The organism is uncultured Mailhella sp., assembly GCF_944324995.1.
In the GTDB taxonomy this organism is placed as follows: domain Bacteria; phylum Desulfobacterota; class Desulfovibrionia; order Desulfovibrionales; family Desulfovibrionaceae; genus Mailhella.
Genome location: NZ_CALUYL010000027.1, coordinates 19,192 through 41,523, shown reverse-complemented (window position 1 = coordinate 41,523; position 22,332 = coordinate 19,192). Strand labels below are relative to the sequence as shown.

General features: G+C 60.1%; 19 protein-coding genes. 10 read left to right on the top strand and 9 right to left on the bottom strand.

Going from position 1 to position 22,332, the window contains the following annotated elements; translation table 11 throughout:
* Positions 1 to 226: 226 nt before the first annotated feature.
* From Q0K02_RS10500 to Q0K02_RS10470, 7 genes are all read right to left on the bottom strand, one after another.
* Positions 227 to 517 (bottom strand): helix-hairpin-helix domain-containing protein, encoded by a 291-nt coding sequence (locus Q0K02_RS10500; protein ID WP_294488500.1) that lies wholly within the window; start codon positions 515 to 517, stop codon positions 227 to 229.
* 140 nt (positions 518 to 657) lie between these two features.
* The gene (locus Q0K02_RS10495) at positions 658 to 1,869 is read right to left on the bottom strand and encodes a hypothetical protein (RefSeq protein ID WP_294488498.1); all 1,212 of its coding nucleotides are present in this window, start codon (positions 1,867 to 1,869) and stop codon (positions 658 to 660) included.
* 65 nt (positions 1,870 to 1,934) lie between these two features.
* Positions 1,935 to 2,906, bottom strand: coding sequence for a DUF6282 family protein (locus Q0K02_RS10490; RefSeq protein ID WP_294488495.1), 972 nt, complete (start codon positions 2,904 to 2,906; stop codon positions 1,935 to 1,937).
* Positions 2,907 to 2,992: 86 nt separating this feature from the next.
* On the bottom strand, positions 2,993 to 4,744 hold the full coding sequence (locus Q0K02_RS10485) for a UGSC family (seleno)protein (protein ID WP_294488493.1): 1,752 nt from the start codon (positions 4,742 to 4,744) through the stop codon (positions 2,993 to 2,995).
* Positions 4,745 to 4,867: 123 nt separating this feature from the next.
* A complete protein-coding gene (locus Q0K02_RS10480) occupies positions 4,868 to 6,409 on the bottom strand; it encodes a HAMP domain-containing sensor histidine kinase (protein WP_294488491.1) in 1,542 nt (513 codons plus the stop codon).
* Positions 6,406 to 7,116: a response regulator transcription factor gene (locus tag Q0K02_RS10475; protein WP_294488489.1), complete on the bottom strand. Its 711-nt coding sequence runs from the start codon at positions 7,114 to 7,116 to the stop codon at positions 6,406 to 6,408. Before Q0K02_RS10475 ends, Q0K02_RS10480 begins: the two co-directional genes overlap by 4 nt.
* A gap of 437 nt (positions 7,117 to 7,553) precedes the next feature.
* A complete protein-coding gene (locus Q0K02_RS10470) occupies positions 7,554 to 8,513 on the bottom strand; it encodes a DUF362 domain-containing protein (protein ID WP_294488487.1) in 960 nt (319 codons plus the stop codon).
* Positions 8,514 to 8,997: 484 nt separating this feature from the next.
* Between Q0K02_RS10470 and larB the strand changes: the two genes are divergently transcribed.
* The 4 genes from larB to Q0K02_RS10450 are packed head-to-tail and all read left to right on the top strand — an operon-like array spanning position 8,998 to position 12,435.
* Positions 8,998 to 9,651, top strand: a complete 654-nt coding sequence (larB, locus tag Q0K02_RS10465; RefSeq protein ID WP_294488484.1) for a nickel pincer cofactor biosynthesis protein LarB — start codon at positions 8,998 to 9,000, stop codon at positions 9,649 to 9,651.
* The gene (locus Q0K02_RS10460; RefSeq protein ID WP_294488481.1) at positions 9,648 to 10,448 is read left to right on the top strand and encodes a LarC family nickel insertion protein; all 801 of its coding nucleotides are present in this window, start codon (positions 9,648 to 9,650) and stop codon (positions 10,446 to 10,448) included. The genes larB and Q0K02_RS10460 overlap by 4 nt, the downstream gene beginning before the upstream one ends.
* Positions 10,449 to 10,466: 18 nt before the next feature.
* Positions 10,467 to 11,288, top strand: a complete 822-nt coding sequence (locus Q0K02_RS10455) for a tRNA(Ile)-lysidine synthetase (protein WP_294488478.1) — start codon at positions 10,467 to 10,469, stop codon at positions 11,286 to 11,288.
* Between the two features lie 37 nt (positions 11,289 to 11,325).
* Positions 11,326 to 12,435, top strand: a complete 1,110-nt coding sequence (locus tag Q0K02_RS10450) for a DUF362 domain-containing protein (RefSeq protein ID WP_294488475.1) — start codon at positions 11,326 to 11,328, stop codon at positions 12,433 to 12,435.
* A 260-nt stretch (positions 12,436 to 12,695) separates the two neighbouring features.
* Here Q0K02_RS10450 and Q0K02_RS10445 read toward each other — a convergent pair whose 3' ends face one another.
* Entirely contained in the window at positions 12,696 to 13,595 is a 900-nt protein-coding gene (locus Q0K02_RS10445) for a LysR family transcriptional regulator (protein ID WP_294488473.1), read from the bottom strand.
* A 201-nt stretch (positions 13,596 to 13,796) separates the two neighbouring features.
* Here Q0K02_RS10445 and Q0K02_RS10440 point away from each other — a divergent pair, with 201 nt between their 5' ends.
* The 6 genes from Q0K02_RS10440 (at position 13,797) to metA (ending at position 21,126) form a co-directional block, all read left to right on the top strand.
* Entirely contained in the window at positions 13,797 to 14,825 is a 1,029-nt protein-coding gene (locus tag Q0K02_RS10440) for an alpha/beta hydrolase (protein WP_294488471.1), read from the top strand.
* 28 nt (positions 14,826 to 14,853) lie between these two features.
* Positions 14,854 to 15,900 carry an alpha/beta hydrolase gene (locus Q0K02_RS10435; protein ID WP_294488468.1) on the top strand — a complete coding sequence of 349 codons (1,047 nt, stop codon included), beginning with the start codon at positions 14,854 to 14,856 and terminating at the stop codon, positions 15,898 to 15,900.
* A gap of 73 nt (positions 15,901 to 15,973) precedes the next feature.
* Positions 15,974 to 17,164: an MFS transporter gene (locus Q0K02_RS10430; RefSeq protein WP_294488465.1), complete on the top strand. Its 1,191-nt coding sequence runs from the start codon at positions 15,974 to 15,976 to the stop codon at positions 17,162 to 17,164.
* Positions 17,165 to 17,561: 397 nt separating this feature from the next.
* Positions 17,562 to 17,969, top strand: coding sequence for a cupin domain-containing protein (locus tag Q0K02_RS10425; RefSeq protein WP_294488463.1), 408 nt, complete (start codon positions 17,562 to 17,564; stop codon positions 17,967 to 17,969).
* An 836-nt stretch (positions 17,970 to 18,805) separates the two neighbouring features.
* A complete protein-coding gene (locus Q0K02_RS10420; RefSeq protein ID WP_294488460.1) occupies positions 18,806 to 20,089 on the top strand; it encodes an O-acetylhomoserine aminocarboxypropyltransferase/cysteine synthase family protein in 1,284 nt (427 codons plus the stop codon).
* Between the two features lie 95 nt (positions 20,090 to 20,184).
* Entirely contained in the window at positions 20,185 to 21,126 is a 942-nt protein-coding gene (gene metA, locus Q0K02_RS10415; protein WP_294488457.1) for a homoserine O-succinyltransferase, read from the top strand.
* Positions 21,127 to 21,393: 267 nt separating this feature from the next.
* Here metA and Q0K02_RS10410 read toward each other — a convergent pair whose 3' ends face one another.
* Complete coding sequence (locus tag Q0K02_RS10410; RefSeq protein ID WP_294488455.1) at positions 21,394 to 22,332, bottom strand: KpsF/GutQ family sugar-phosphate isomerase; 939 nt, start codon at positions 22,330 to 22,332, stop codon at positions 21,394 to 21,396.

Sequence of the window (22,332 nt, the reverse complement as noted above, 5' to 3'; positions counted from 1 at the left end):
AAGCAGAGCCGCGCTCAGCTTAAGAAAATTTCTTCGTGAATACCTGTCGGGCATGATAAACCTGCCTGTTGAACATGAAGGGAAAAACAGACAGTCGAAGCGGCGTCTCTTCAACGAAACGCTCCGACATGAGACAAATCGCCTCCATTTGCCGAAAAAGGAAAAGCGGCCTGAACCGTCAGCGAAGGCCAGACCGCTTTTCAAAGAATGGACGCAATGCCGACTGTCAGCAATTGCAGTCCGTGGAAATGCCGGAAATCGTCGCTTCGGAAGCCAGAATGCTGAGCTGTGCTTCGGAAAGATTCAGTTCCTTGAGGTCGTCCCAGCTCTGGAATCCGCCCAGAGAGTCGCGCAGATCGAGAATGCGTTCGGCATCTTCCTGCGAGAAGAAGCAACGGTTCATCAGCTCTTCCGTCGTGGCGTTGTTGAGCTCAAACGGATTGTCGGACTTGGCATAGGCCAGGGGAGCGGCGGACAGTATAAGCGCCAGGGCCAGCATCAAAAAACGCATTTTCATACAATATCTCCTTATACAGCATGCGGCAGGAAAAACTACCTTCCTGTCGAGTTACCATAACGAGTTTTTCCTTCTGAATATACCGGAAACACTCCATGTTTTGTAAAGATTCGTCATGGAGTTCTTTACAATCGCGCCTTTCATTTCCAGTCGCAGGGCAGTCGCACCTCCTCGCTCACCATGCGCCCGGCGGCCCAGCACGGCATGATCATGCTTTTTTCGCCCGTTCCTCCGGCCACAATAATGGGCATGGCGTCAAAGAAGGGCTTGGGAATCATGGCGTGCTCGTCCGTTATGGAAAGCACCTCTTCCGGCACTCCCCTTCTGGCCTCCCTGGCGGCATGGTACTGCCGAATCCAGTCGCCGAAGGGCACCCTGGCGCGTTCCCGAAGATGAGCACGGATGCTTTCGCGCGTCCAGCCCTCCCGGGCCAGCATTTTTGCGGTATCCTGAGCAACAACGAGAATGACGGCACTTCTGTACGGCCTGTCATGCCCGCGAAGCCACTGGGCAATGAGCTCAAGATATTCCAGCCTGCTGTATCCTATGCCCATGATGCCGGAATATCCCTCCACGGCCGCCACGGTCACCACGTTGCGTTCCGGCAAAAAGCCGAACTCCGTATGCCAGGAAGGCCAGGGACTCGCCTCGATGTTTTCGGCCAGAAACATGACGAACTCCCCGGGCTGTCCGAGCGTGGACATGTCGGTAATGCCGGGCCGACTTCCGCCCACATTCTGAATGATGAGATGAAGCGCACGGCTGATGCAGGCATTGGCACGGTTTCCGCGTCCGAAAGCACCGCTTCCGGCATTGAGTCCCATCTGCTTGACGATGGGGCCGCTCACGATCATGAGCACCGCGTCGGGATTGGTAGTTGTTGCCATGCCGCGCAAGTCGAATTCCGGCCGACTGACCGCCTCCACGGCCGCCACAAGAAGCGGCATGTGTCTGGGTTCGCACCCTGCCATGACGGCGTTGACCGCGATTTTTTCCACCGTGGCCACTCCCTCCATGGGAGCCAGCGTGGCCATGGCAAAGTCGCCGGGCAGATCATACCCCTCCACCATGGCCGCCACGCGTTCGGGTGTGGGCGGGATCAAAGGAAGTCCGTCGCCCCAGCCGCGGGACAGAAACAGCTCGTTGAAGGCCGCAAGCTCATCCCCTTCTGCGCATATTTCCTCTCGCTCGGCACGCGGAAAGTCCGTCTTTCCGCCGCTCGTCTGCTCAAGATAGGCATCGACATACAGACCGTCCTCCGTCTGTCCGGCCGGATTACACACCACAAGCCCGTAGGACAAAGAAGGACACAGCAGAAAGGCCGCCAGCAACATGGCAAAAAATGCGCGCATCAGCCCCCTCTCGCAAAGCAATGGCGCGGCAGATTCCGCCTGTTTCAGAATCCGACGCAGAACAGCTAATCCAGACCCAGCAGACCTGCCGCAACCTTGCGGCTTACCGTGTCGATATCCTTTTCAGACACCCCTGCTCCACGCAGGCCGCGGATAAAGTCGCGCATGGCGTCCACAGGTCCGGGCATCTTGGACATGCCGCAGTCCGTGGCCAGAAACTGATGAGAAGGATCAAGGGCAATGTATTCGGCAAAATCCTTCATGGTAGTCTGACGCGCCTCGAAATACTTGGGAAGAAGAGAATGAGGCCCCTTGTAATACGGAAGTACGCAGTGTTCCAAATAAGCGCCGTTTTCCAGGCACTTTTTGGCCTGATCGAGGGAAAGGAACCATGGTGCCTGCGTGGAGTGAGTCACCACGAACTTCTTCACTCCGACTTCCCTGGCCTTGACCGAAAGAACGACGCTCTCCTCCGGCGAGGAGTGACCGGTAGCAAAAATGATGTTCTCATCGCGGCACAGCTCCATGACCTTGACGACCTCGGGCAGTACCTTGCCCGACTCATCAAGAACAGGAACGCCGGTTTTCCCCGCCTTTTTCATGTCATAGGCGGACTGATAGGTAGGCATCCAGATGCAGCGGCAGTAGTGACCCGTAATCTGCGTCGCCATTCTGGCGGCCTGCACGTTTACCCTGGGGCCGTAGTTGAGGTTGAGCACAATGCCGCCGAACACTTCTATGCCGGGAACCATGGAACGAAGAAGATAGGCGTTGTCCGCCGTGCAGAAGTCGTGGCACTTGTACATGATGGCACGGTATCCGTTGCGGCGGCACTGCTGCGTAAGGGTAAGCTGATCAATGCAGCGTGCGCGCACATCGGGATCGGCATGAACGTGCATTTCAATAACGCCTTCCAAATCCTTGTCCACGGGAGGAGTGGCGGCGGAGGCACTGTCGGCGAACAAAGGGGCGGTGGTAACGGCGGCGGCGCCTATCACGGCGGCGCTCTTCAAAAATTCTCTGCGAGAAGAAGTCATAACGTCTCCTTTGTCTGGCGCATGAAGAAGTCCAAAATCAGGAAGAGCGAGCCCCGGTCAAGGAGCCCGCTCTTCGAAGTCGTCATTTATTTCGCGCTGGGAAGCTCATGAATGACCTTGGTCACAGGGCGCAGTACCTGCGTAAAGGGAGCCCATATCCACGACTGCTTGCCAGGTCCGCCGGAGACGAATATCCGGAAGGACTTGGGATTGACGAAACGCGGAAGCATGGTGTCGGGCGTAACCTGCATGTCCTCCGGAGGCACGCAACGTTCGGGAGCATAGAACTTGAACGGCATGACGGCAGCCTGCTGCAAATACTTCTGCACGCCTTCCATGGTGGGGAAATCCTTGGCTATGGTGGCGGCATGTTCGGGGCAAAGCACCAGCATGTCCATGACAATGCTGTTGGCGGGAATGTACGGCTTGTCGTAATCGGCAAAGCAGCTTCCTATGCCGACCGGCGAGGCCAGCGCGCCCAGAGCAAAGGTATTCAGCAGACCCGCGCCCGTAAGGTTGTTGTGATCGATGTTGCCATTGCCGGGATAGCAGGTGAACAGAGACACCACGCTTTCGCCGGGCTTTGCGCCCTCTTCCTCGGCAAAGGTCTTCTTCCAGGGGTTGGCCTTGGCGTTTTCCACATAAATTTCGGCCACAAAGTCACCGGAAGAACCGTGTGCGCTCTTATCGAGCGACGGAGCCACAGAGCCGCCCACGACGTCGCCCACCAGATTGATGAAGTAACCGAGTGCGTTGGTGACCTCATTGAGAGGACCGCTGGTTCCCGTTCCGTAGTTCAGCTTCAGCTGTTCCACAACAGGACCGCTAATGAACAGCACGGGCACCGTGGGGGCCGTGGTGGTGGAAGTTCCGCGCCACGAGGAGTTGGGATCAGCCATGGCCTCGGCCGTGGCCAGCAGCAGCGGCATATGTTCGGGCCTAGCCCCGGCCATAACGCCGAGCGTGGCCACAAGTTCCACGGTAAGCATGCCGTTGCGCGGCGGAACGATCCAGAGCACTTCGGCGGGGTCGCGCTTGGTGGCCTTCAGCATGTCGGCCACTCTTTCGGGAGTGGGCGGCACTATGGGAAGTCCAAGCGACCACTTGCGCTTGACGAAAACATTGTTCACATCGGCGTAGGTGCCGGTGAACTTAAAGTGCTTGGCAGGATAGGGAGCCGCCTGTACTGGCGCATTGTCCGCCGACGGACTCCACTGCGTAGCCGCCTTGACGATGTCGTCGAAGGCCTTGTCTATTTTGGCATAAACTTCTTCCTTGGAAATCATGCCGATGGGATGAGGAACGGAAACAAGACACAGATCCGTGAGCCCCTGACTTTTCTGCGTGCCCCTGGCAAGAGAAACGAAATCGGGGGTCATGATGGTCACTGTGGGGATACCGAGCTTTTCAAGATTGCACTGGTCAACTACCAGCCATGAGGTACAGCTGCCTCAGTCGCCCTGGGATGCAATGACGAGGTCAGGCTTTACTGCTGCCACGGCCTTGGCAATGCGCTCGGAGTTGGCCGGAGTACCGGAGATGGTGTTGAGACTTTTGTCGGTGTACGTTTTAACGACCTTGGCGGAAGGATAGCGCTTGTTTATGAGCTCAGCCAGGTGGTCAAGCACGACGTTGCCGTTGTTCTTGCCGTTCCAGCGCAGAGCAATGGTTTTTCCTTCAAGCGCGGTAATGCGCTTGGCGGGTTCCACCTGGGCCTGCTTGATGACGCCGGAAGGATTGACGAGTTCCCACTCCTGCGGCTTTTCCATGGCCTGAGCCGAAAAAGCCCCAAGAAGCAGAACGGTTCCCATTGCGATGATCCGGGAAAGTTTCAACATACCACTTCTCCTGTTAGAATATTCCGTTGAGGTTCCCCGAGGAGAGCCTCCCTTTTGTGAAAAAGAATACACGAAAACGGAACCAGGTGTGATAAGGAAACTAAAACTATTGTAAAGTTCTCTTTACATTTCCGCGCCGTTTTCCCAGAGGCCGTGCCCTTTCTTCTTGACGGGGAACCACAGGCGCACGAAAAAACCGCGGGGACGACGGTTTCCGTACTCCATTCTGCCCCCGCAGGCCTCGATGCAGTATTTTACAATGGAAAGTCCCAGCCCCGTTCCGCCGGGATGCGTAACCGCAGCACGGCCTCGGAAAAACGGCTCACAGAGGGAAGGCAGATCCTCTTCGGGCACGCCGGGGCCGCTGTCCATGACGGATATCATTATTTCTGCATCCTTTTTTTTCGCACGAATGACAATGGGGCCGCAGTCTCCGGCATAGTGCTGAGCGTTTCTCAGCACGTTGCTGACCATGCGCTGAAGGTAGTCTCTGTCGGTCACAACGCTCAGCCCCGGCTCAACTTCCACGTGCACGTCGTCTTCCGGAGCCTCGCCCTGAACGGTGGAGGAAAGAAAAGAGCACAAGTCCACCACCGCGTCCTGCGGCGTGTTCATGGCCGCCTTGGCCTGAAGGTAGGAAAGCACTTCTTCGGTCAGAACGGAAAGCCGCTTGATGTGCCTGAGCACCTGCTGCACGCGGACGCGCTCGTCGCCGGAAAGCTTGCACTCCAGCACGCCCAGCCCCATCTGCGCCTTGGCCAGCGGCGTGTTCAGTTCGTGGGCAACATAGCGTATGAACTGCCTCTGCCCCGTAAGCATGCGGTTCATGCGCTGGGTCATGGAAACAAGCGCGTAGCCCACCCGGCCGATTTCATCCTTTCGCGCTCCGGAAAAATCCCTGTCGCGCAAAAACGGCCTGTCCACGCAGGAAAACTTGTCGAACTCCACCTCCTCCGCATACTTTGCCATGCGACGCAAGGGGCGGGAAAGGTGACGGACGAAAGGAAGCCACCAGAGAAAGGATACGCCTAAAATCGCCAGGACCAGAAGGCACAGGGCGTCGAAATCAAAAAAAAGGCCGTGCCCGTCCACAGTGTCGGATTCCAAAACCACAAGCACGGTATGAATCTGCCTGTTGCCGTCGGGAATGTACATGACTCTTCCAAGCCAGTAGCGGGAAGGAGAATCCGTATGCCGAAAAAGCGCGGGCGGCACGGGCGGAAGTCCGTATTCCACGTTGCTGTTCTTTCCCGCGAACATGGTGCTTCCCATGGGATCCCAGAACATGACTTCGGGGGACGGACAGAAGGAATAAATGGCGCGGGGAAGCTTTTTGGCCTGTTCGACCATCCGCTCGGGAATGGCCGTATCCCGTATGGACTCCGTATCCAGAGACTGAAGATGCACATGCACAGGCAGCCTTCTGGCGTGAGGTTCGAGAAGTTCCTCCCACTCCAGCACGGAATGATACTGAAGATTGGCACTTATGACGCGCAGTGCGCTGTCAGCCCTGGTGCTGAACAGGGACGCAGGCAATATGCCGTCCTGCCCTCTGCCCGCCATGAGATAAAGGCTGAACCCGCACCCCAGAACGGCCAGAAGCACAAGATTGAGCAGCATCCACAACGTGATCTTGACATACAGATTGCACCTGAGCACGTTCATGCCTCATCGTCCTGGCGAATGAAGGCATACCCCATGCTGCGCACGGTACGGATATGCGTGTTTGTGCCCGTGGCATCGGCCAGTTTCTTGCGCAACGTGGAAATGTGCACGTCCACGCTGCGGTCGAACTTGTTCCATTCCTTGTCAGCAAAAAGATTGAGCAGCGTTTCCCGGGAAAAAATGCGGCCCGGCTCCTTCATCATGGCCTGAAGAATCTGAAATTCCACATACGTCAGTTCCATGGGGCGTCCCCGGAACGAAGCCTGAAGAGTCCGGGGATTGAGCTCTATGCCGTGAACGCGCAAAACTTCCTCACGCCCGTCGTCGGAAGCGGCACTGCGCCGCAGAACGGCGCGCACGCGGGCAAGCAGCTCCCGGGAGGAAAAAGACTTGGGCACATAGTCGTCGGCTCCAAGCTCAAGCGTGACTATGCGGTCCGTTTCGTCGTTGTGCGCGGAAAAGATGATGACCGGAACGCCGCTCTTCACGCGGATGCGGCGCAGAACCTCCACTCCGGGCACGTCGGGAAGCATCATGTCCAGAAGCACCAGGTCGTAGCCTTTTCTGCCGAGAGCGGCAAGACCTTCCTCCCCGCTCATGCGGTAATCGAGCGCTATGTTCTGAAGATCCATGTAGTCCCTGACCAGGAGACAGAACTCCTCGTCGTCATCTATCAGAAGCAGTCTGCCGTTCTTCTCTTCGCTCATGGCAACGTCCCGTTGAAATACCTCGTAAGAACGCCGTGCTACCGTCCGGCTCCGAAAGCCTCGCACCGGCATTCCCCACTCTCCATAATACCATCGTAGCGTAAACAATTCCCCGAAGGCAACGCACAATGTTGTAAAAAAATGTGAAGCAAAACCTCGCTCAGCAACGCCCGCGCAAGGCTTTGCGGCCATTAGGAATACGATTTTTGCGGCAAGACCTGCCGACATGACAAAAACAAAAAGTGGGGAAAGATACCGGGCCCGGCAAAAAGAAAAAACGGCGGCAAGGCATTGACGCCTTTACCGCCTCGTCAGCAAAGTTCGCTCCTGCAAAAGAGAACAGCGCCGGCGTAAAAGCTGATCCGCTTTTACGCCGGCGCCCCTCTCCTGAAAAGAAAACATTTCGTTGCGCCGCATTCTCACGGCGTGCGGCAAACCTACACCCAGATCAGCTCATACTCGCTGCTGCCGAGTCCCATTTCCTTCATGTAGGAAAGCTGACGCAGTCCCTTCCGGCTTTCCATGCGTTCCACCATGGGCGCGCGCACGTCTTCCGGCAGCGCGTAGATCATGTCCACGGACGCCCGGTCTATGGCCTGAATATCCGTGGACGCCAGTATGCCGAGATCCGGCAGTCGCACGGGTTCGGCGGCCGTGCCTTCGCAGTCGCAGCTCACCGACATGTTGCGGAGCACATTGATGTAGGCAATATGCGTGCCGAAATGATCCACAATGGCCTTGCCGCCCTCCACCATGCGTTCCATGAAGGGCTCGCCGCCCGGCCAGCCGCCGTCCGGCGTCAGACGGTGCAGCTGCTGCTTGCCCGTTTTGCCCGACGCGCAGCCTATGGAAATATTCTTGAGCGAACCGCCGAATCCGCCGAGCGTGTGCCCCTTGAAATGGGTCAGCACCAGCATGGAGTCATAATTGAGAAGATGCGATCCCACGGCCAGTTCCTTGAGATGCCTGCCGCCCGTCACGGGAAGGGATGCGTCGCCGTCGGCGTCCATGATGTCCACGGGGCAGAACGTCCAGCCGTTGTGCCGGATCACCTCTCTGTGCCCTTCCGTGGTCTGGCGGGGGCTCGTATAAAGCACGTTGCACTCGACGATGCTGCTCTGCGGAATGGTCGCCTGAAGATCGCGAACCCAGTCGCGGGGCAGAATGTTCGGCCCGTCCGGCTCACCGGTGTGCAGCTTGATGGCCACCCTGCCCGTGATGCCGCCGTTCACCAGCGCGTACATTTTCCGCAGCGTTTCGCTGTCCAGCGACTTCGCGGCGTACACCTTCGCCCGGCTCTGCGCCGCAACGCCGCGGCCCGGCAGCGCCATGCCCGCGGCCAGCGTTCCCGCCACGACCGCTCCGGCCCTGAGAAAATTCCGTCGAGAAATGCTCATGACTACCTCCTTGTCAACGCGCGAAGACGGACGATTTTCGCCTATTCTGCCTTTGACCTTATCAGCTCCGCGCCGGAAAAACAGACACATTTCTCTCTCGTTCTTGCCTGATCCTGCATATTCCGCCCTTTTTCGTCCGCGCTGCGGCCCGGGCGCGTTCCAAGCGTCGAGTCCTGCGAACGACGCCTTCTGCGCCCGCCCTCCGCATGACGCCGGGACATGACGGGCCCATCTTCGCGGGAAGACGCCGGCAGCGACACGGACAGCGCGTTCCGCCTGCGCCGAGATTTCTGAGCGAAAAGCATCAGAAGAACGCCCTGCTCAGGCGATTTCGGCAGAATCAGGCAAGAATTTGAAAGAATAGTATCTACCCGTTCCGCTTTTTCTGCTCTAAACATCATGACAAGTTCCGTTCCCCCGGCCTCCACGCGCCGACTTGCGAAAATCGCCCGGGAACGCTATCTCCGTTGCAAGAGGAATCAACATGAATCACGGCATTCTTTTCGACCATGCCCGCGCCTCGCGCATCGGCCTGCCGGAAGCGGTCTTTTGCGAAGGCAAGCCCTTCGAGGCCGTCCGGGAACTTCTGGAACAATTCGGCAGAGGATCCGGACGCCCCGTGCTGTTCACCAGGCTCGCCCCGGACGTGTTCGAGCGCATGCCCGCAGAGCTGCGGGAACAGTACGACTACCACCCTCTTTCCCGCACGGCCTTCGGCGACACCCTGCCCGCGGGCAAGAAAGGCCGCGTGGCCATCGTTTCCGCCGGCACCTCCGACGGCTCGGTTGCCTGGGAGGCGGCCCGCACCCTGGAATATCTCGGCATAGAACACGCCGTGTTTGAAGACTGCGGCGTGGCCGGGCTCTGGAGGATTGCGGAACGGCTGGACGAAATCAACCGCTTTCAGGCGGTCATCGTCGTGGCCGGACTCGACGCGGCGCTGGCAAGCGTCATGGGCGGACTCACCCCTCTGCCCGTGTTCGGCGTGCCCACCTCCGTGGGCTACGGCGTGGCCAAAGGCGGCCAGGCGGCGCTGGCAAGCATGCTTTCCAGCTGCGCCCCGGGCATTGCCGTCATGAACATCGACAACGGCTACGGCGCGGCCTGTGCCGCAGCCCGCGTGGTAAATCATCTATGAGCAACGAACATCACGATCACCCCCACTCCCACGACCATCACCATCACGAGCACGACGCGCCGTCCGCGCCCGTGCTGACCGTCCGCGCCCATTCCGGGCTTTCCGGCGACATGTTTCTCGCCGGTCTGCTCCGCATGACGGAAATTTCGCCGGACGAGCTGGAAGCGACCCTTGTTTCCATCATGCCCGAGCTTTCGGGATGCGTTCAGCTCGTGCACAAGGAAGTGAACCACATAGGCGGCTGGCACGCGCAGGTCACGCTTCCGCATCAGCACGAACACCGCACGCTGGCCGACATTCTGTCGCTCATTGCCGCAGGCGGCATGAGCGACGAAGGCAAGGCTCTCGCCTCGCAGACCTTCACGCTGCTTGCCCAGGCCGAAGGCGCGGTTCACGGCCTCACGCCCGCACAGGTGCATTTTCACGAAGTGGGCGCGCTGGACAGCATTCTCGACATCTGCCTGAGCTGCGAACTGTTCCACAGGCTTTCGCCCTCCCGTTTTGTCGCAAGCCCGCTGCCCATGGCCGACGGCTTCGTACACTGCGCCCACGGCGTCATTCCCGTGCCCGCCCCTGCCGTGCTGGAACTTCTGGACGGCGTGCCCGTGCGGCCCTTCCCCGGTCAGGGAGAAACCGTCACGCCCACGGCCATGGCGCTGCTCAAGGCGCTCGGCGCAGAGTTCGGCCCCTGGCCCGCCATGCAGGTGGAAAAAAAGGCCCTGGTGTACGGCACCCGCGTGTTTGAAGACGCTCCCAACGGAGCCCTCTTCGCCTGCGGACGCCCTGAAGAATTCTGATTTTCCCGCCGAATTTCCATGAACTACGCTTCTCTTGCCCCTCTGGGCGACATTCTCGCCTCCGTGGCCGATCAGAAACGCTTCGCCCTCGCCTACTCCGGCGGGCTCGACAGCCGCTTTCTTGCGCACGCCGCGCATGCTCTGGGCTTTTCGCCGCTGCTTCTGCACGTCACGGGGCCGCACGTGCCGCCGGAAGAAACCGCCTTCGCCCGTTCGTGGGCCGAAAGTCTCTCCCTTGAATTCCGGGAGATTCCCGTCAATCCGCTGGGCCTGCCTTCCGTGGCCGAAGGCTCGCGCGAGCGCTGCTACGCGTGCAAAAAAGCCATGTTCACCACGCTGGCCGCCGTTTCCGACCTGCCGCTGTGCGACGGCACCAACGCTTCCGACGCCCTCGTGTTCCGTCCGGGCCTGCGGGCCGTGCGCGAACTTGGCGTCGCCTCCCCTCTCGCTCTTGCCGGACTGACCAAAAACGATATACACTTGCTTGCCGAAAAAACCGGCATGTCGCTGCCGCAGCAGAAAGCCAGACCCTGTCTGCTCACCCGCCTGCCCTACGGCGTCTCTCCCACGGAGGACGCGCTTGCGGCCGTTGCCGCCGGAGAACACGTCGTGCGGCGCATGCTTGCCGAAGCCGGCATGCCCGAGGCCGACTTCCGTCTGCGCCTCGTTTCCAAAGAAAGACCGGAACTGCACATGCTCGCCGCCGACGTCGGCGCCATGCCCCCGGACCTTGAACAGCGACTGCTCCAGACCGTCCATGCGGCCATGCCGGGATATCCCGCGCCCGTGCTGTCCGCCAAGGCAACCCTTTCCGGCTTTTTCGACCGGCCATCCGCGTAACCCTTATCGCCTCATACCCGTACCAGGAGGATTTTCCATGGCACCATCGAAAGTTTATTTCACCGACATGCGCTGCAAGGTGGGCGTCAGCCTGCTCGACAAGCTGGACAAGCTCATCCGCGCCGCCGGCATCGAGACCATCGACTTTGAAAACAAGTTCGTGGCCATCAAGATGCACTTCGGCGAACCCGGCAACCTGTCCTTCCTGCGTCCCAACTTCGCCCGCGTCGTGGCCGAACGCGTGAAGGCACTCGGCGGCCGCCCCTTCCTCACCGACTGCAACACCCTGTACGTCGGCCGCCGCAAGCATGCTCTGGAACATCTCGACGCCGCCAATGAAAACGGCTTCTCGCCCCTGAGCACCGGCTGCCAGATCATCATTGCCGACGGCCTCAAGGGCACCGACGACGTGGAAGTGCCGCTGGAAGGCTGCACGGAATTCAAGAGCGCCCGCATCGGCCGCGCCATCATGGACGCCGACATCTTCATTTCCCTCACCCACTTCAAGGGACATGAAATGACGGGCTTCGGCGGCACCATCAAGAACATCGGCATGGGCTGCGGCAGCCGTGCGGGCAAAATGGCCATGCACAGCCTGGGCAAACCCACAATTGATCCTGAAAAGTGCCGCGGCTGCCGCACCTGCTCCCGCTACTGCGCGCAGTCGGCCATTTCCTACGGCGAAGATCACAAGGCCGTCATCAATCACGACGTCTGCGTGGGCTGCGGCCGCTGCATTGCCACCTGCAACTTCGACGCCATTTCCAACGCCATCGACGCCGACAGCGGCATTCTGAACCGCCGCATGGCCGAATACACCAAGGCCGTGGTTCAGGACCGTCCCAGCTTCCACATCAGCATCGTCAATCAGGTTTCCCCCTGCTGCGACTGCCACGGCGAAAACGACGCCGCCGTGGTGCCGGACATCGGCATGTTCGCCAGCTTCGACCCCGTGGCTCTGGACAAGGCCTGCATCGACGCCGTGAACGCCGCGCCCGTCATCGCCTCCAGCGTGCTCGGTCAGTGCGATCACGGTCAGCACGACCACTTCACCAGCATCCATCCCACCACGGACTGGCGCAGTCAGATTGAACACGCCGAAGCCATCGGCCTCGGCACCGCCGAATACGAACTCGTCACCCTTTAAAAACAGACGCGGCGGGAAAACATCGCGTTTTCACGCCGCGCTCCGATCAACGCCCGACCGCGCTTCCACCTTCGGCGTCGTCAGGCCTGACGGCATTCCGGGCCCCTCCCTGCAGGGGCCCTTTTTTATGCTCACAAAACGACGCCGGACAGGCAACGCGCATGCAATCTTCCGCCGCGCCCGTTCGCCCAAAATCCGAGCCCGCTGCTCCCCACCAGGCGCGCAGCTCCGCTCGTCCGCAATGACCTTCCCCGCAGCGGTCAGCGCACAGAAGCTTTTCTGCGCCGCACGTTCTCCTGAAGTATGTCGAGAAACTTTTCCGCCGCGCGGGAAAACACCTGATATTTCTTCCACGCAAGGGCCAGCCCCACCTCCAGCCCGGGTTCCAGCGGACGAAAGCACAGCGGCCCACCGTTGTCGCTGCGGATGATGCCTTCAAGGCAGAGCGCATACCCCATGCCCTCCTCCACCAGCAGCGACGCGTTATAAAGAAGGTTGTACGTGGCTATGACGTTCAGCCTGTCGAAGCTCTGCCCCATCCAGCCGGAAATCTCATTGGCCACCAGCGCCTGACGCGAACAGATGAGCGGAAGCGCCGTCACGTCCTCGGGGCGCAGCGACGCCCTGGCCGCAAGCGGACTGTCCGAGCGCATGAGCACGCCCCAGCGCTCCGCCGTCGGCAGCCTGACGTACTCGTAGCGGGAAAGATCGGCAGGCTCCACAAACACGCCGAAATCCACAAGGCCCTTGTCCAGCCTTTCCATGACGTCGGCCGCGTTGCCGCTGAAAAACTGGCAGGACACGTGAGGATGCGCCGCCACAAGCTCCGTGGCCGCGGCGGCAATGAGACGCATGCCCGGCGACTCCCCGCCCCCTATGCGTATCTCGCCGCTGACGTCTTCCTCCGTCGAACGGAATTCCTCGGCCGTGCTGTCCGCCAGCGACACGATTTCCTGCGCCCTTCCGCGCAGAAACACGCCGTCTTCCGTCAGCGTCATGCGGCGGCCGCCTCGCAGAAACAGCTTCTTGCCGAGCTCGTCCTCCAGTTCCATGATCTGCCGGGAAAGCGTCGGCTGCGTGATGTGCAGAAGCTCCGCCGCGCGGGAAATGCTTTCCTCGCGCGCCACCACAAGAAAATAGCGCAACACTCTCAGTTCCATGCATCCTCCCTGTTCCGGCGCTTTCTGCATCGTCCTGCGTTGCGCCATGGACGGCTATCCTACGGCTCTTTTTCATGCCTGTAAAGCATGGTTTGGATTCATTATAAGTATTTGCTATGGATGTGCTTCCTCTCTTATAACGACTTTCAGTTCTTCCTCACCCTTTTTCGACCTCGGCCGTCAGGCCTTCTGGAGTTCTGCATGAACGCTTTTGTCCCGGTTCTTCTGTCGGCGCTTCTGGCCTTTGCTCCCGCGCTTTCCGCCCAGGGCAGGGACAGCGAATTTCCCGTGCCCTCCACCGTCAGCCCCCAGCTTCAGTCCATGATCGCCGCGGGCATTCCCGAGGGATGGGACAAGCCGCCCCGCACCGTTCAGGAATGGAAAACCTGGATTCATGCCGTGGCTCAGCGTCAGCTTGAGAGCCTGCCCACCCTGCGCGAAAAGCTCGGGGTGACCATGAAGGCCGACACCATTGCCGGCGTACCCGTGTTCATTTTCGAGCCGAAGGACGTTCCCGACGACGGGCGTCTGCTCCTGAATCTGCACGGCGGCGGCTACGTTCTCGGCCCTGGAGAAGCAGGCACGCAGGAAGCCGTGTTCATGGCCGGCATCGGCAAGTGCCGCGTCGTCTATGCCGACTACAGAATGGCTCCGGATTTTCCGTATCCCGCCGCCATCGACGACGCCATGACCGTGTATCGCGAACTTCTGAAGCGGCGTCCGGCGGAAAGCATCGGCGTGTTCGGCACGTCCACGGGCGGAGCCATGACGCTCATTCTCGCTCTTCGCGCCAAAGACGAAGGCCTGCCGCTTCCCGCCGCTCTGGCCGCGGGTACGCCGTGGGCGCAGATCAACGAAGTCGGCGACAGCTACGCCACCAACGAAGGCGTGGACAACGTGCTCGTCAGCTATCACGGCTGGCTGGAAGGCGCGGCCAGACTCTACGCCGCCGGTCACGACATGGAAGATCCCTACCTCTCTCCGGTGAACGGCGACGTGCGCGGCTTTCCGCCCACGCTGCTCACCTCCGGCACCAGAGACCTCTTTCTCAGCAACACCGTGCGCATGCATCTCAAAATGAGACAGGCCGGAGTGCCCGCCGATCTCATCGTTTTTGAAGGGCTCTCGCACGCGCAGTATCACATGGACGCGGACATGCCCGAAGCCAGATTCCACTTTGAAGAGCTCGGGCGATTCTTCAAGAAAAACCTCAAACCTCTGTCGGACTGACATGCTGGTCCGCGAAAAAGGAGACCCCATGAACAAGACACTCTGCAGCCTTCTCGTGATCGGCCTTCTGAGCTTTCTGCCTTCGTCGGTTCTTGCCGAAGAGGCGAACATTCCCAGCGACGCCGAAAACTTTTACAAAAGCAACCTCGTCGATATTCAAAAGGTGACGTTCCCCACGCTGTACAAGATGAAGGTCACCGGAAATCTTCATCTTCCCAAGAACATGAATCCTGAAGCCGCCTATCCGGCCATCATCGTCGGCCACCCCATGGGAGCCGTCAAGGAACAGAGTTCCGGCCTGTATGCCGCCAAGATGGCGGAACGGGGCTTCGTCACCCTTGCCATTGATCTCCCCTTCTGGGGCGAAAGCGAAGGACAGCCGCGCAATGCCGTTTCGCCGGACATGTATGCCGAAGCCTTCAGCGCCGCCGTGGACTTTCTCGGCACCCGTCCTTTCATAGACAGGGAACGCATCGGCGCGCTGGGCATCTGCGGAAGCGGCAGCTTTGCCATAAGCGCCGCCAAAATTGATCCGAGACTGAAGGCCGTGGCCACCGTCAGCATGTACGACATGGGCGCCGCCAACAGACACGGTCTTCGCCGCTCGCTCACGCTCGAACAGCGAAAGGCCATACTCCGCGAGGCGGCAGAACAGCGCTATGCCGAATTCAAGGGCGAAAAGCCGAAATATACCAGCGGCACCGTTCACGAACTCACCGAAACATCCACGCCCGTCGAACGGGAATTCTACGCCTTCTACCGCACTCCGCGCGGAGAATTCACCCCGGAAGGCGTCGATCCTCTGACGACCACGCATCCCACTCTCACCAGCAACGTCACCTTCATGAACTTCTATCCCTTCAACGACCTGGACACCATCTCGCCCCGGCCTCTTCTCTTCATCGCGGGAGAAAACGCCCATTCCCTTGAGTTCAGCCAGGACGCCTACAAGAAAGCTGCGGAACCCAAGGAACTCTTCATCGTGCCCAAGGCCGGGCATGTAGATCTGTACGACCGCACTTCGCTCATTCCCTTTGACAAACTGGATACCTTCTTCAAGGCGAGCCTGAAATAACATCGCAGCCCGCCGCAAGGCGGGCTTTTTCTTCCCCGTTCATTCAATATTTCATTTCTATGAGGCAATTGTCATGGAAGCTGCCTTCTCCCCTCTTGCCAAAGCCCGCTGGTCCGCCGTGTTCTCCCTGTTCATGGGCGTGACCTGTCTCATTTCCGCCGAATTCACGCCCGTGAGTCTGCTCACCCCCATAGCCCAGGGACTTTCCATTTCCGAAGGCATGGCCGGACAGACCGTCACCGCCGTGGGCGCGCTCGCCATGATGACCAGTCTGCTGCTCGCGCCCCTCACCCGTCACACCGACAGACGCCGCATTCTGCTGATCCTCTCCGCCCTGCTCGTGGTTTCCAACCTGCTGGTGGCCTTCGCCTCCAACTACATCACCCTCATGCTCGGCCGCGCGCTGCTCGGCGTGTGCGTCGGCGGATTCTGGTCCATGGCCTCCGCCGTCACCATTCAGCTCGTTCCGCAGAAGGACATTCCCCGCGCGCTCAGCATCCTCTATTCCGGCGTGTCCGTGGCCACCATCATTTCCCTGCCGCTGGCCAGCCTGCTGGAAGAAACCTTCGGCTGGCGCAACGTCTTTCTGCTTTCCGCCGTGCCCGGCATCGTGTCCCTCATCTGGCAGTACGCCGTGCTGCCCTCCATTCCGCCCCGCCCGGGCAACGATTTTCGCGGCATGTTCGCCCTGCTCAAGGTGCGCTGGGCGCTTGCAGGCATTGCGGCCATCATTTTCGCCTACGGCGGCTACCATTCCCTGTTCACCTACCTGCGCCCCTATCTGGAACACGGCCTCGCGCTCGCTCCCGGCGCGCTTTCCGCCATGCTGCTCGCCTACGGCGTCGCCAACACCGCCGGAACCTTCATCGCCGGCGTGCTGCTGAACCGCCATTTCCGCGCCACCATGATGGGCATGCACGCCGCCCTCGCCGTCATGGCCATGATTCTGTTCATCGTGCCCGGTTCCGTCGTGGTCAGCATTCCGCTGCTTCTGCTCTGGGGCTTTTTCTTCGGCATGCTGTGCGTCGGCTGGACGGCCTGGATCGCCCTCACTCTGGCCGACAAGGCGGAAATCGCCGGCGGACTCTCGGTGGCAGCCATCCAGTTCTCCATCGGTTCCGCCGCGGCCCTCGGCGGTCACATCTACGACGCCTCCGGCATGTCGGGCATTTTCCTCATGGCCTCCGTCATTCTTGTGGGAGCCATCGTGCTCGCCGTGACCAGCTTTTCCCTCTACTTCCGCAGCACAGGGAAAAAACTCTAACCTCCGACACGGCGCGCCGGAGCGTTCCGAACAGCGCGGCAAACAGCCGCCCCCAGCATTCCGGCGCTGCACGCGCCTTTGCCGGATGCCGAAAGGCCTCGTCGCCGCCTGAGCGGACGAACGCCCCGCCCCCTCCCCTCGACGATTTTCTCCAAGTTTGAGAGAATAAGGCAAGAATTGGAGAGAATACGCTCTATGATCCTTCCCGGCGAAGGACTACGGTAACAACCAACAACGAAAAACAACGGACGCCCCGCACACGCTTCCGAACACGTGCGCCATGCGCAATCGGCCCGGAATCCGCAGCGCTCCGACACGCTTTTTGCGGACTGCGGGCCAAAAAACGCCGCAACGGCGGGCGCGTCCTCTTGCTTCAATCCACCCAAGGAGCAGCTTCATGCAGACGATCACCGATCTTTTTCCCCGCGGCGAAGCCAATACCGCCTATGCGAAATACTTTACGGGCAACAGCTGGCTGAACATGCTTTCCACCGAAGGCGTGGCCATCGGCAACGTGACCTTTGAACCCGGATGCCGCAACAACTGGCACATCCATCACGCCACCGCTCATGGCGGGCAGATTCTGCTCTGCACGGCAGGACGCGGCTGGTATCAGGAATGGGGCAAGGAAGCCCGTGAACTCCATCCCGGCGACGTGGTCATCATTCCGGCCGGAGTCAAGCACTGGCACGGCGCGGCCAAGGACAGCTGGTTCGCGCACCTGGCCGTGGAAGTGCCCGGCGACAACACCTCCAACGAATGGCTCGAACCCGTTTCCGCCGAGGAATACGATCCCCTGCCCTGACCTTTCTCCCGCCCCGGCATGAACGAGCGTTCCATCCGGGGCCTATGACGAAACGGTCGCTTTCCGCCAGGACATCGAACGCTTCGTCTGCGCTGCGCGAAATCTTTCCCGCAGCGTCGCCGCGTCGCACGCTTCTGCCCCTTTCTGCGACGCGGCTTTTTTTTGCCCTGCGCCACATCATCCGGGCGAGACTCCTTTTCCGTTTCGCCCCGTGCCGCGCGTTTTTGCGGCTTCGCGTTATCGCCGCTTCCCTGCCCGTCGGCCCCGCTTCGGCCTGCGCGCCCATGCTCCCGCTCTTCCCATCCCGAGCACGCACGCCTCTTCGCAAGCACAACGCAGACTGCGGCCCTTCTTTTCAGCCCTCCGCCCGAACACAGGTGCTGCCGTGCCGTCGTCCATGTTTCAGGGTACAACATCGTCTGAAATCTTTCCCATGCGCCTTCTGGACATGCAGCTTTTTCCGGCAACATCCGGCTTCCGCATGGGGCGCAAGCCTTTTGCGGCCTCCCGGGGAAAAACCCGGACTTTCCCTCCCGGCGCTTGACATTTTTGAAAGCCGTTTATATAAGGATTTCCAGATATAGAGTTATATCAAAAGGCAGGCATGATGGAATACTTTCTCGAACTTCTCGACGAACGCATGTGCAGGGGCGAAACAACAGTCGCACCGGTCTTCCTTCATACCTGATTCATGCTGGCAAGAAGCCCGTGCGACAAGCGCGGGCTTTTTCATTTTTGTTCACCAGTTCCTGTCGGATACCCCGTTTCGGACAAGCTCCGTGTCCGGCCGGCACAACAGCCATATAAACTCTCTCACCTTTCGGAAAGGATCTCCCATGAACAAGCATATCGAAACCACCTGCGTTCAGGGCGGCTACACCCCCGGCAACGGCGAACCCCGTCAGATTCCCATCATTCAGAGCACGACGTTCAAGTACGACACCAGCGAAGACATGGGCAAGCTGTTCGACCTTGAAGCCAGCGGCTACTTCTACACCCGTCTGCAGAACCCCACCAACGACTACGTGGCCGCCAAAATCGCCGCCCTCGAAGGCGGTTCCGCCGCCATGCTGACCTCTTCCGGTCAGGCTGCCTCCTTCTTCAGCGTGTTCAACCTCGCAAGCGCCGGCGATCATGTGGTGGCTTCCTCCACCATCTACGGCGGCACCTACAACCTGTTTGCCGTCACCATGAAGCGCATGGGCATCGACTTCACCTTCGTCTCGCCCGACTGCTCCGACGAAGAACTTGAAGCCGCCTTCCGTCCCAACACCAAGGCCGTGTTCGGCGAAACCATCGCCAACCCCGCCCTCGTGGTGCTCGACATCGAACGCTTCGCCAAGGCCGCTCACGCGCACGGCGTGCCGCTCATCATCGACAACACCTTCGCCACGCCCGTGAACTGCCGTCCCATCGAATGGGGCGCGGACATCGTGGTTCACTCCACCACCAAGTACATGGACGGTCACGGCGCGGCCGTGGGCGGCTGCATCGTGGATTCCGGCAAGTTCGACTGGATGGCCCACGCCGAAAAGTTCCCCGGCCTCTGCACGCCCGATGAAAGCTATCACGGCATCACCTATGTGACCAAGTTCGGCAACGCCGCGGCCTACATCACCAAGGCCACCGCGCAGCTTATGCGCGACTTCGGCGCCATTCAGGCTCCGCAGAACGCCTTCCTGCTGAATCTCGGTCTGGAAAGCCTGCACGTTCGCATGGCCCGTCACTGCGAAAACGGTCTGGCCGTGGCCAAGTATCTCAGCCAGAGCGACATGGTCGACTGGGTGCGCTACCCCGGTCTGCCCGGCGACAAGTACTACGAACTCGCGCAGAAGTATCTTCCCAACGGCTCCTGCGGCGTGGTGAGCTTCGGCGTGAAGGGCGGCCGCAAGGCTGCGGAAAACTTCATGAAGCATCTGCGCATTGCCGCCATCGAAACCCACGTGGCCGACGCCCGCACCTGCTGCCTGCATCCTGCGAGCGCCACGCATCGCCAGATGAACGACGATGAACTGCGCAAGTGCGGCATTCTGCCCGAGCTCGTGCGCTTCTCCTGCGGCATAGAAAACGCCGAGGATCTCATCGCCGACATCGCTCAGGCTCTGGACGCCAACCGCTGATGTTCCGGGCCTTCCGACATGCGTCGGAAGGCCCTTTTTGCCGTGTCCGACCGCCGGCTTCCCGCACTTTTCCGTCCGCCATCCGGGAGGATGCCATGCCCATTAAAATTCCCAACGAACTTCCCGCCGTAAAAACCCTCAACAACGAAAACATCTTCGTCATTACCGAAACGCGCGCCGTCACGCAGGATATCCGCCCGCTGAAGATACTTCTGCTCAACCTCATGCCCACCAAAATCGCCACGGAAACCCAGCTTTCCCGGCTGCTCGGCAACACGCCCCTTCAAGTGGAACTTGAACTTATCCACACCTCCAGCCATGAATCCAAAAACACGCCGCGCAGCCATCTGCTTTCCTTCTACAAGACCTTCAACGACGTGCGCCGCAACTACTACGACGGCATGATCATCACCGGCGCGCCCGTGGAACTCATGCCCTTCGAGGAAGTCGAATACTGGAACGAGCTCTGCGACATCATGGAATGGAGCAAGACGCACGTTCACAGCACCTTCCACATCTGCTGGGGCGCGCAGGCCGGTCTCTACTATCACTACGGCATTCAGAAAAAGCTTCTGCCCAAAAAGCTTTCCGGCATCTACCCCCATCATGTGGATCATGCGGGTTCCATCCTCTTCCGCGGCTTCGACGACGTGTTCATGGTTCCCCATTCCCGCAACACCACCGTGGACCGCGCCGACGTGGAAAAGCAGCCGGAACTCAAGATTCTTGCCTCCTCACCGCAGGCCGGGCTCTACGCCATCTCCACGGACAACGGCAAGCAGATATTCATTACCGGCCACTCCGAATACGACGCCGACACCCTGAACAAGGAATACCTGCGCGACGTGGCCGCGGGCCTCAATCCCGACATTCCCGAGAACTACTATCCGAATGACGATCCCAGTCAGCCGCCCCGCATGACCTGGCGCGCCCACGCCCATCTCATCTATGCCAACTGGCTGAACTACTTCGTGTATCAGTCCACGCCCTACGATCTGGCGGAACTCGAGAAGCAGGCAAAGGCCGCAAGGAAGTAACCGGCATTTTCTTCTTCCGCAAACAAGCGGCATCAAGCAGCGTACAAGGCTCCGCGCCCTCGTCATGAGAGCACGGAGCCTTTTGTCGTTGTCATTCATTTGCCACCCCGCCCCCAAAACGGAACACGGCTCCCCCCTGCCGTCATCCATCATTTTTTCTCATGCGCAAAACGGCCGGATTCCCTCGTTCGGAGAATCCGGCCGTCACTCGGCGCGCTGCCGCGCCGCAAACCTCGCCCCTGCATGGTGAAGCAGGGAACGCGATCTTTACAAAATGTCGTGCATGCTCAGAATGCCGAGCGGCCTGTGCTCGTCGTCCACCACAAACACGCAGGTGATCTTCTTCTCTTCCATGATTCCCTGCGCCTTGGCGCTCAACGCGTCGGCGTCAACGCACACGGGATTTCTGGTCATCAGCTCCTCGGCCGTGCTCTCCAGAATGTTCGGCCCCATGTGACGCCGCAAATCGCCGTCGGTAATGATGCCCACCAGCTTCTCGCCGTCCATGACGCCCACGCAGCCGAAGCCCTTGCGCGTCATTTCGGCCAGCACGTTCATCATGGGCGCGTCGGGCGTCAGCAGCGGCATGGCGTCGCCCGTGTGCATGAGATCGCGCACCAGCGAAAGCTTCTGTCCCAGCGAACCGCCGGGATGAAAACGCCGGAAGTCCTCCCGGCGGAAGCCCCGCGCCGTCAGCAGGCACATGGCCAGCGCGTCGCCGAGAGCCATCTGCACCGTGGTGCTCGTGGTGGGCGCGCAGTCGAGGGGGCACGCTTCGTGAAGCTGCGGCTGCAACAGCAGATAATCGCAGTGCTTGCCGAGAAAGCTGTCGGCGTTTCGGGTAATGGCCACTATGGGCATGTTGTTCTGCGAGGCGTAGAGCACGATGTCCGTCAGCTCCGCCGTGTTGCCGGAATTGGAGATGGCAATGACGGCATCGTCGGGCGTCATCATGCCGAGATCGCCGTGACTCGCTTCAGCAGGATGAATGAAGTACGCCGGAGACCCGGTGGAAGCGAGCGTCGCCGCGATTTTCCGCGCCACATGGCCGCTCTTGCCCATGCCCGTCACGGCAATGCGGCCCCTGATGCCGAGAAGACAATCCACCGTGCGCTCGAAGCTTTCCCCGAGATCGTCGGCCAGAACCTGCAGGGCGTGAGCTTCGTCGCGCAGCACCTGCCTGGCTTCATCAAGATACTTTGCCAT

Excerpts from the sequence above, each read along its gene's own strand:
- Q0K02_RS10420 (WP_294488460.1), top strand. The coding sequence starts at position 18,806 with ATGAACAAGCATATCGAAACCACCTGCGTTCAGGGCGGCTACACCCCC.
- Q0K02_RS10480 (WP_294488491.1), bottom strand. The coding sequence starts at position 6,409 with ATGAACGTGCTCAGGTGCAATCTGTATGTCAAGATCACGTTGTGGATG.
- Q0K02_RS10445 (WP_294488473.1), bottom strand. The coding sequence starts at position 13,595 with ATGGAACTGAGAGTGTTGCGCTATTTTCTTGTGGTGGCGCGCGAGGAA.
- Q0K02_RS10435 (WP_294488468.1), top strand. The coding sequence starts at position 14,854 with ATGAACAAGACACTCTGCAGCCTTCTCGTGATCGGCCTTCTGAGCTTT.
- Q0K02_RS10430 (WP_294488465.1), top strand. The coding sequence starts at position 15,974 with ATGGAAGCTGCCTTCTCCCCTCTTGCCAAAGCCCGCTGGTCCGCCGTG.
- Q0K02_RS10425 (WP_294488463.1), top strand. The coding sequence starts at position 17,562 with ATGCAGACGATCACCGATCTTTTTCCCCGCGGCGAAGCCAATACCGCC.
- Q0K02_RS10470 (WP_294488487.1), bottom strand. The coding sequence starts at position 8,513 with ATGAGCATTTCTCGACGGAATTTTCTCAGGGCCGGAGCGGTCGTGGCG.
- larB (WP_294488484.1), top strand. The coding sequence starts at position 8,998 with ATGAATCACGGCATTCTTTTCGACCATGCCCGCGCCTCGCGCATCGGC.
- Q0K02_RS10500 (WP_294488500.1), bottom strand. The coding sequence starts at position 517 with ATGAAAATGCGTTTTTTGATGCTGGCCCTGGCGCTTATACTGTCCGCC.
- Q0K02_RS10460 (WP_294488481.1), top strand. The coding sequence starts at position 9,648 with ATGAGCAACGAACATCACGATCACCCCCACTCCCACGACCATCACCAT.
- Q0K02_RS10495 (WP_294488498.1), bottom strand. The coding sequence starts at position 1,869 with ATGCGCGCATTTTTTGCCATGTTGCTGGCGGCCTTTCTGCTGTGTCCT.
- Q0K02_RS10475 (WP_294488489.1), bottom strand. The coding sequence starts at position 7,116 with ATGAGCGAAGAGAAGAACGGCAGACTGCTTCTGATAGATGACGACGAG.
- Q0K02_RS10490 (WP_294488495.1), bottom strand. The coding sequence starts at position 2,906 with ATGACTTCTTCTCGCAGAGAATTTTTGAAGAGCGCCGCCGTGATAGGC.
- Q0K02_RS10455 (WP_294488478.1), top strand. The coding sequence starts at position 10,467 with ATGAACTACGCTTCTCTTGCCCCTCTGGGCGACATTCTCGCCTCCGTG.
- Q0K02_RS10450 (WP_294488475.1), top strand. The coding sequence starts at position 11,326 with ATGGCACCATCGAAAGTTTATTTCACCGACATGCGCTGCAAGGTGGGC.
- Q0K02_RS10440 (WP_294488471.1), top strand. The coding sequence starts at position 13,797 with ATGAACGCTTTTGTCCCGGTTCTTCTGTCGGCGCTTCTGGCCTTTGCT.
- metA (WP_294488457.1), top strand. The coding sequence starts at position 20,185 with ATGCCCATTAAAATTCCCAACGAACTTCCCGCCGTAAAAACCCTCAAC.
- Q0K02_RS10410 (WP_294488455.1), bottom strand. The coding sequence starts at position 22,332 with ATGGCAAAGTATCTTGATGAAGCCAGGCAGGTGCTGCGCGACGAAGCT.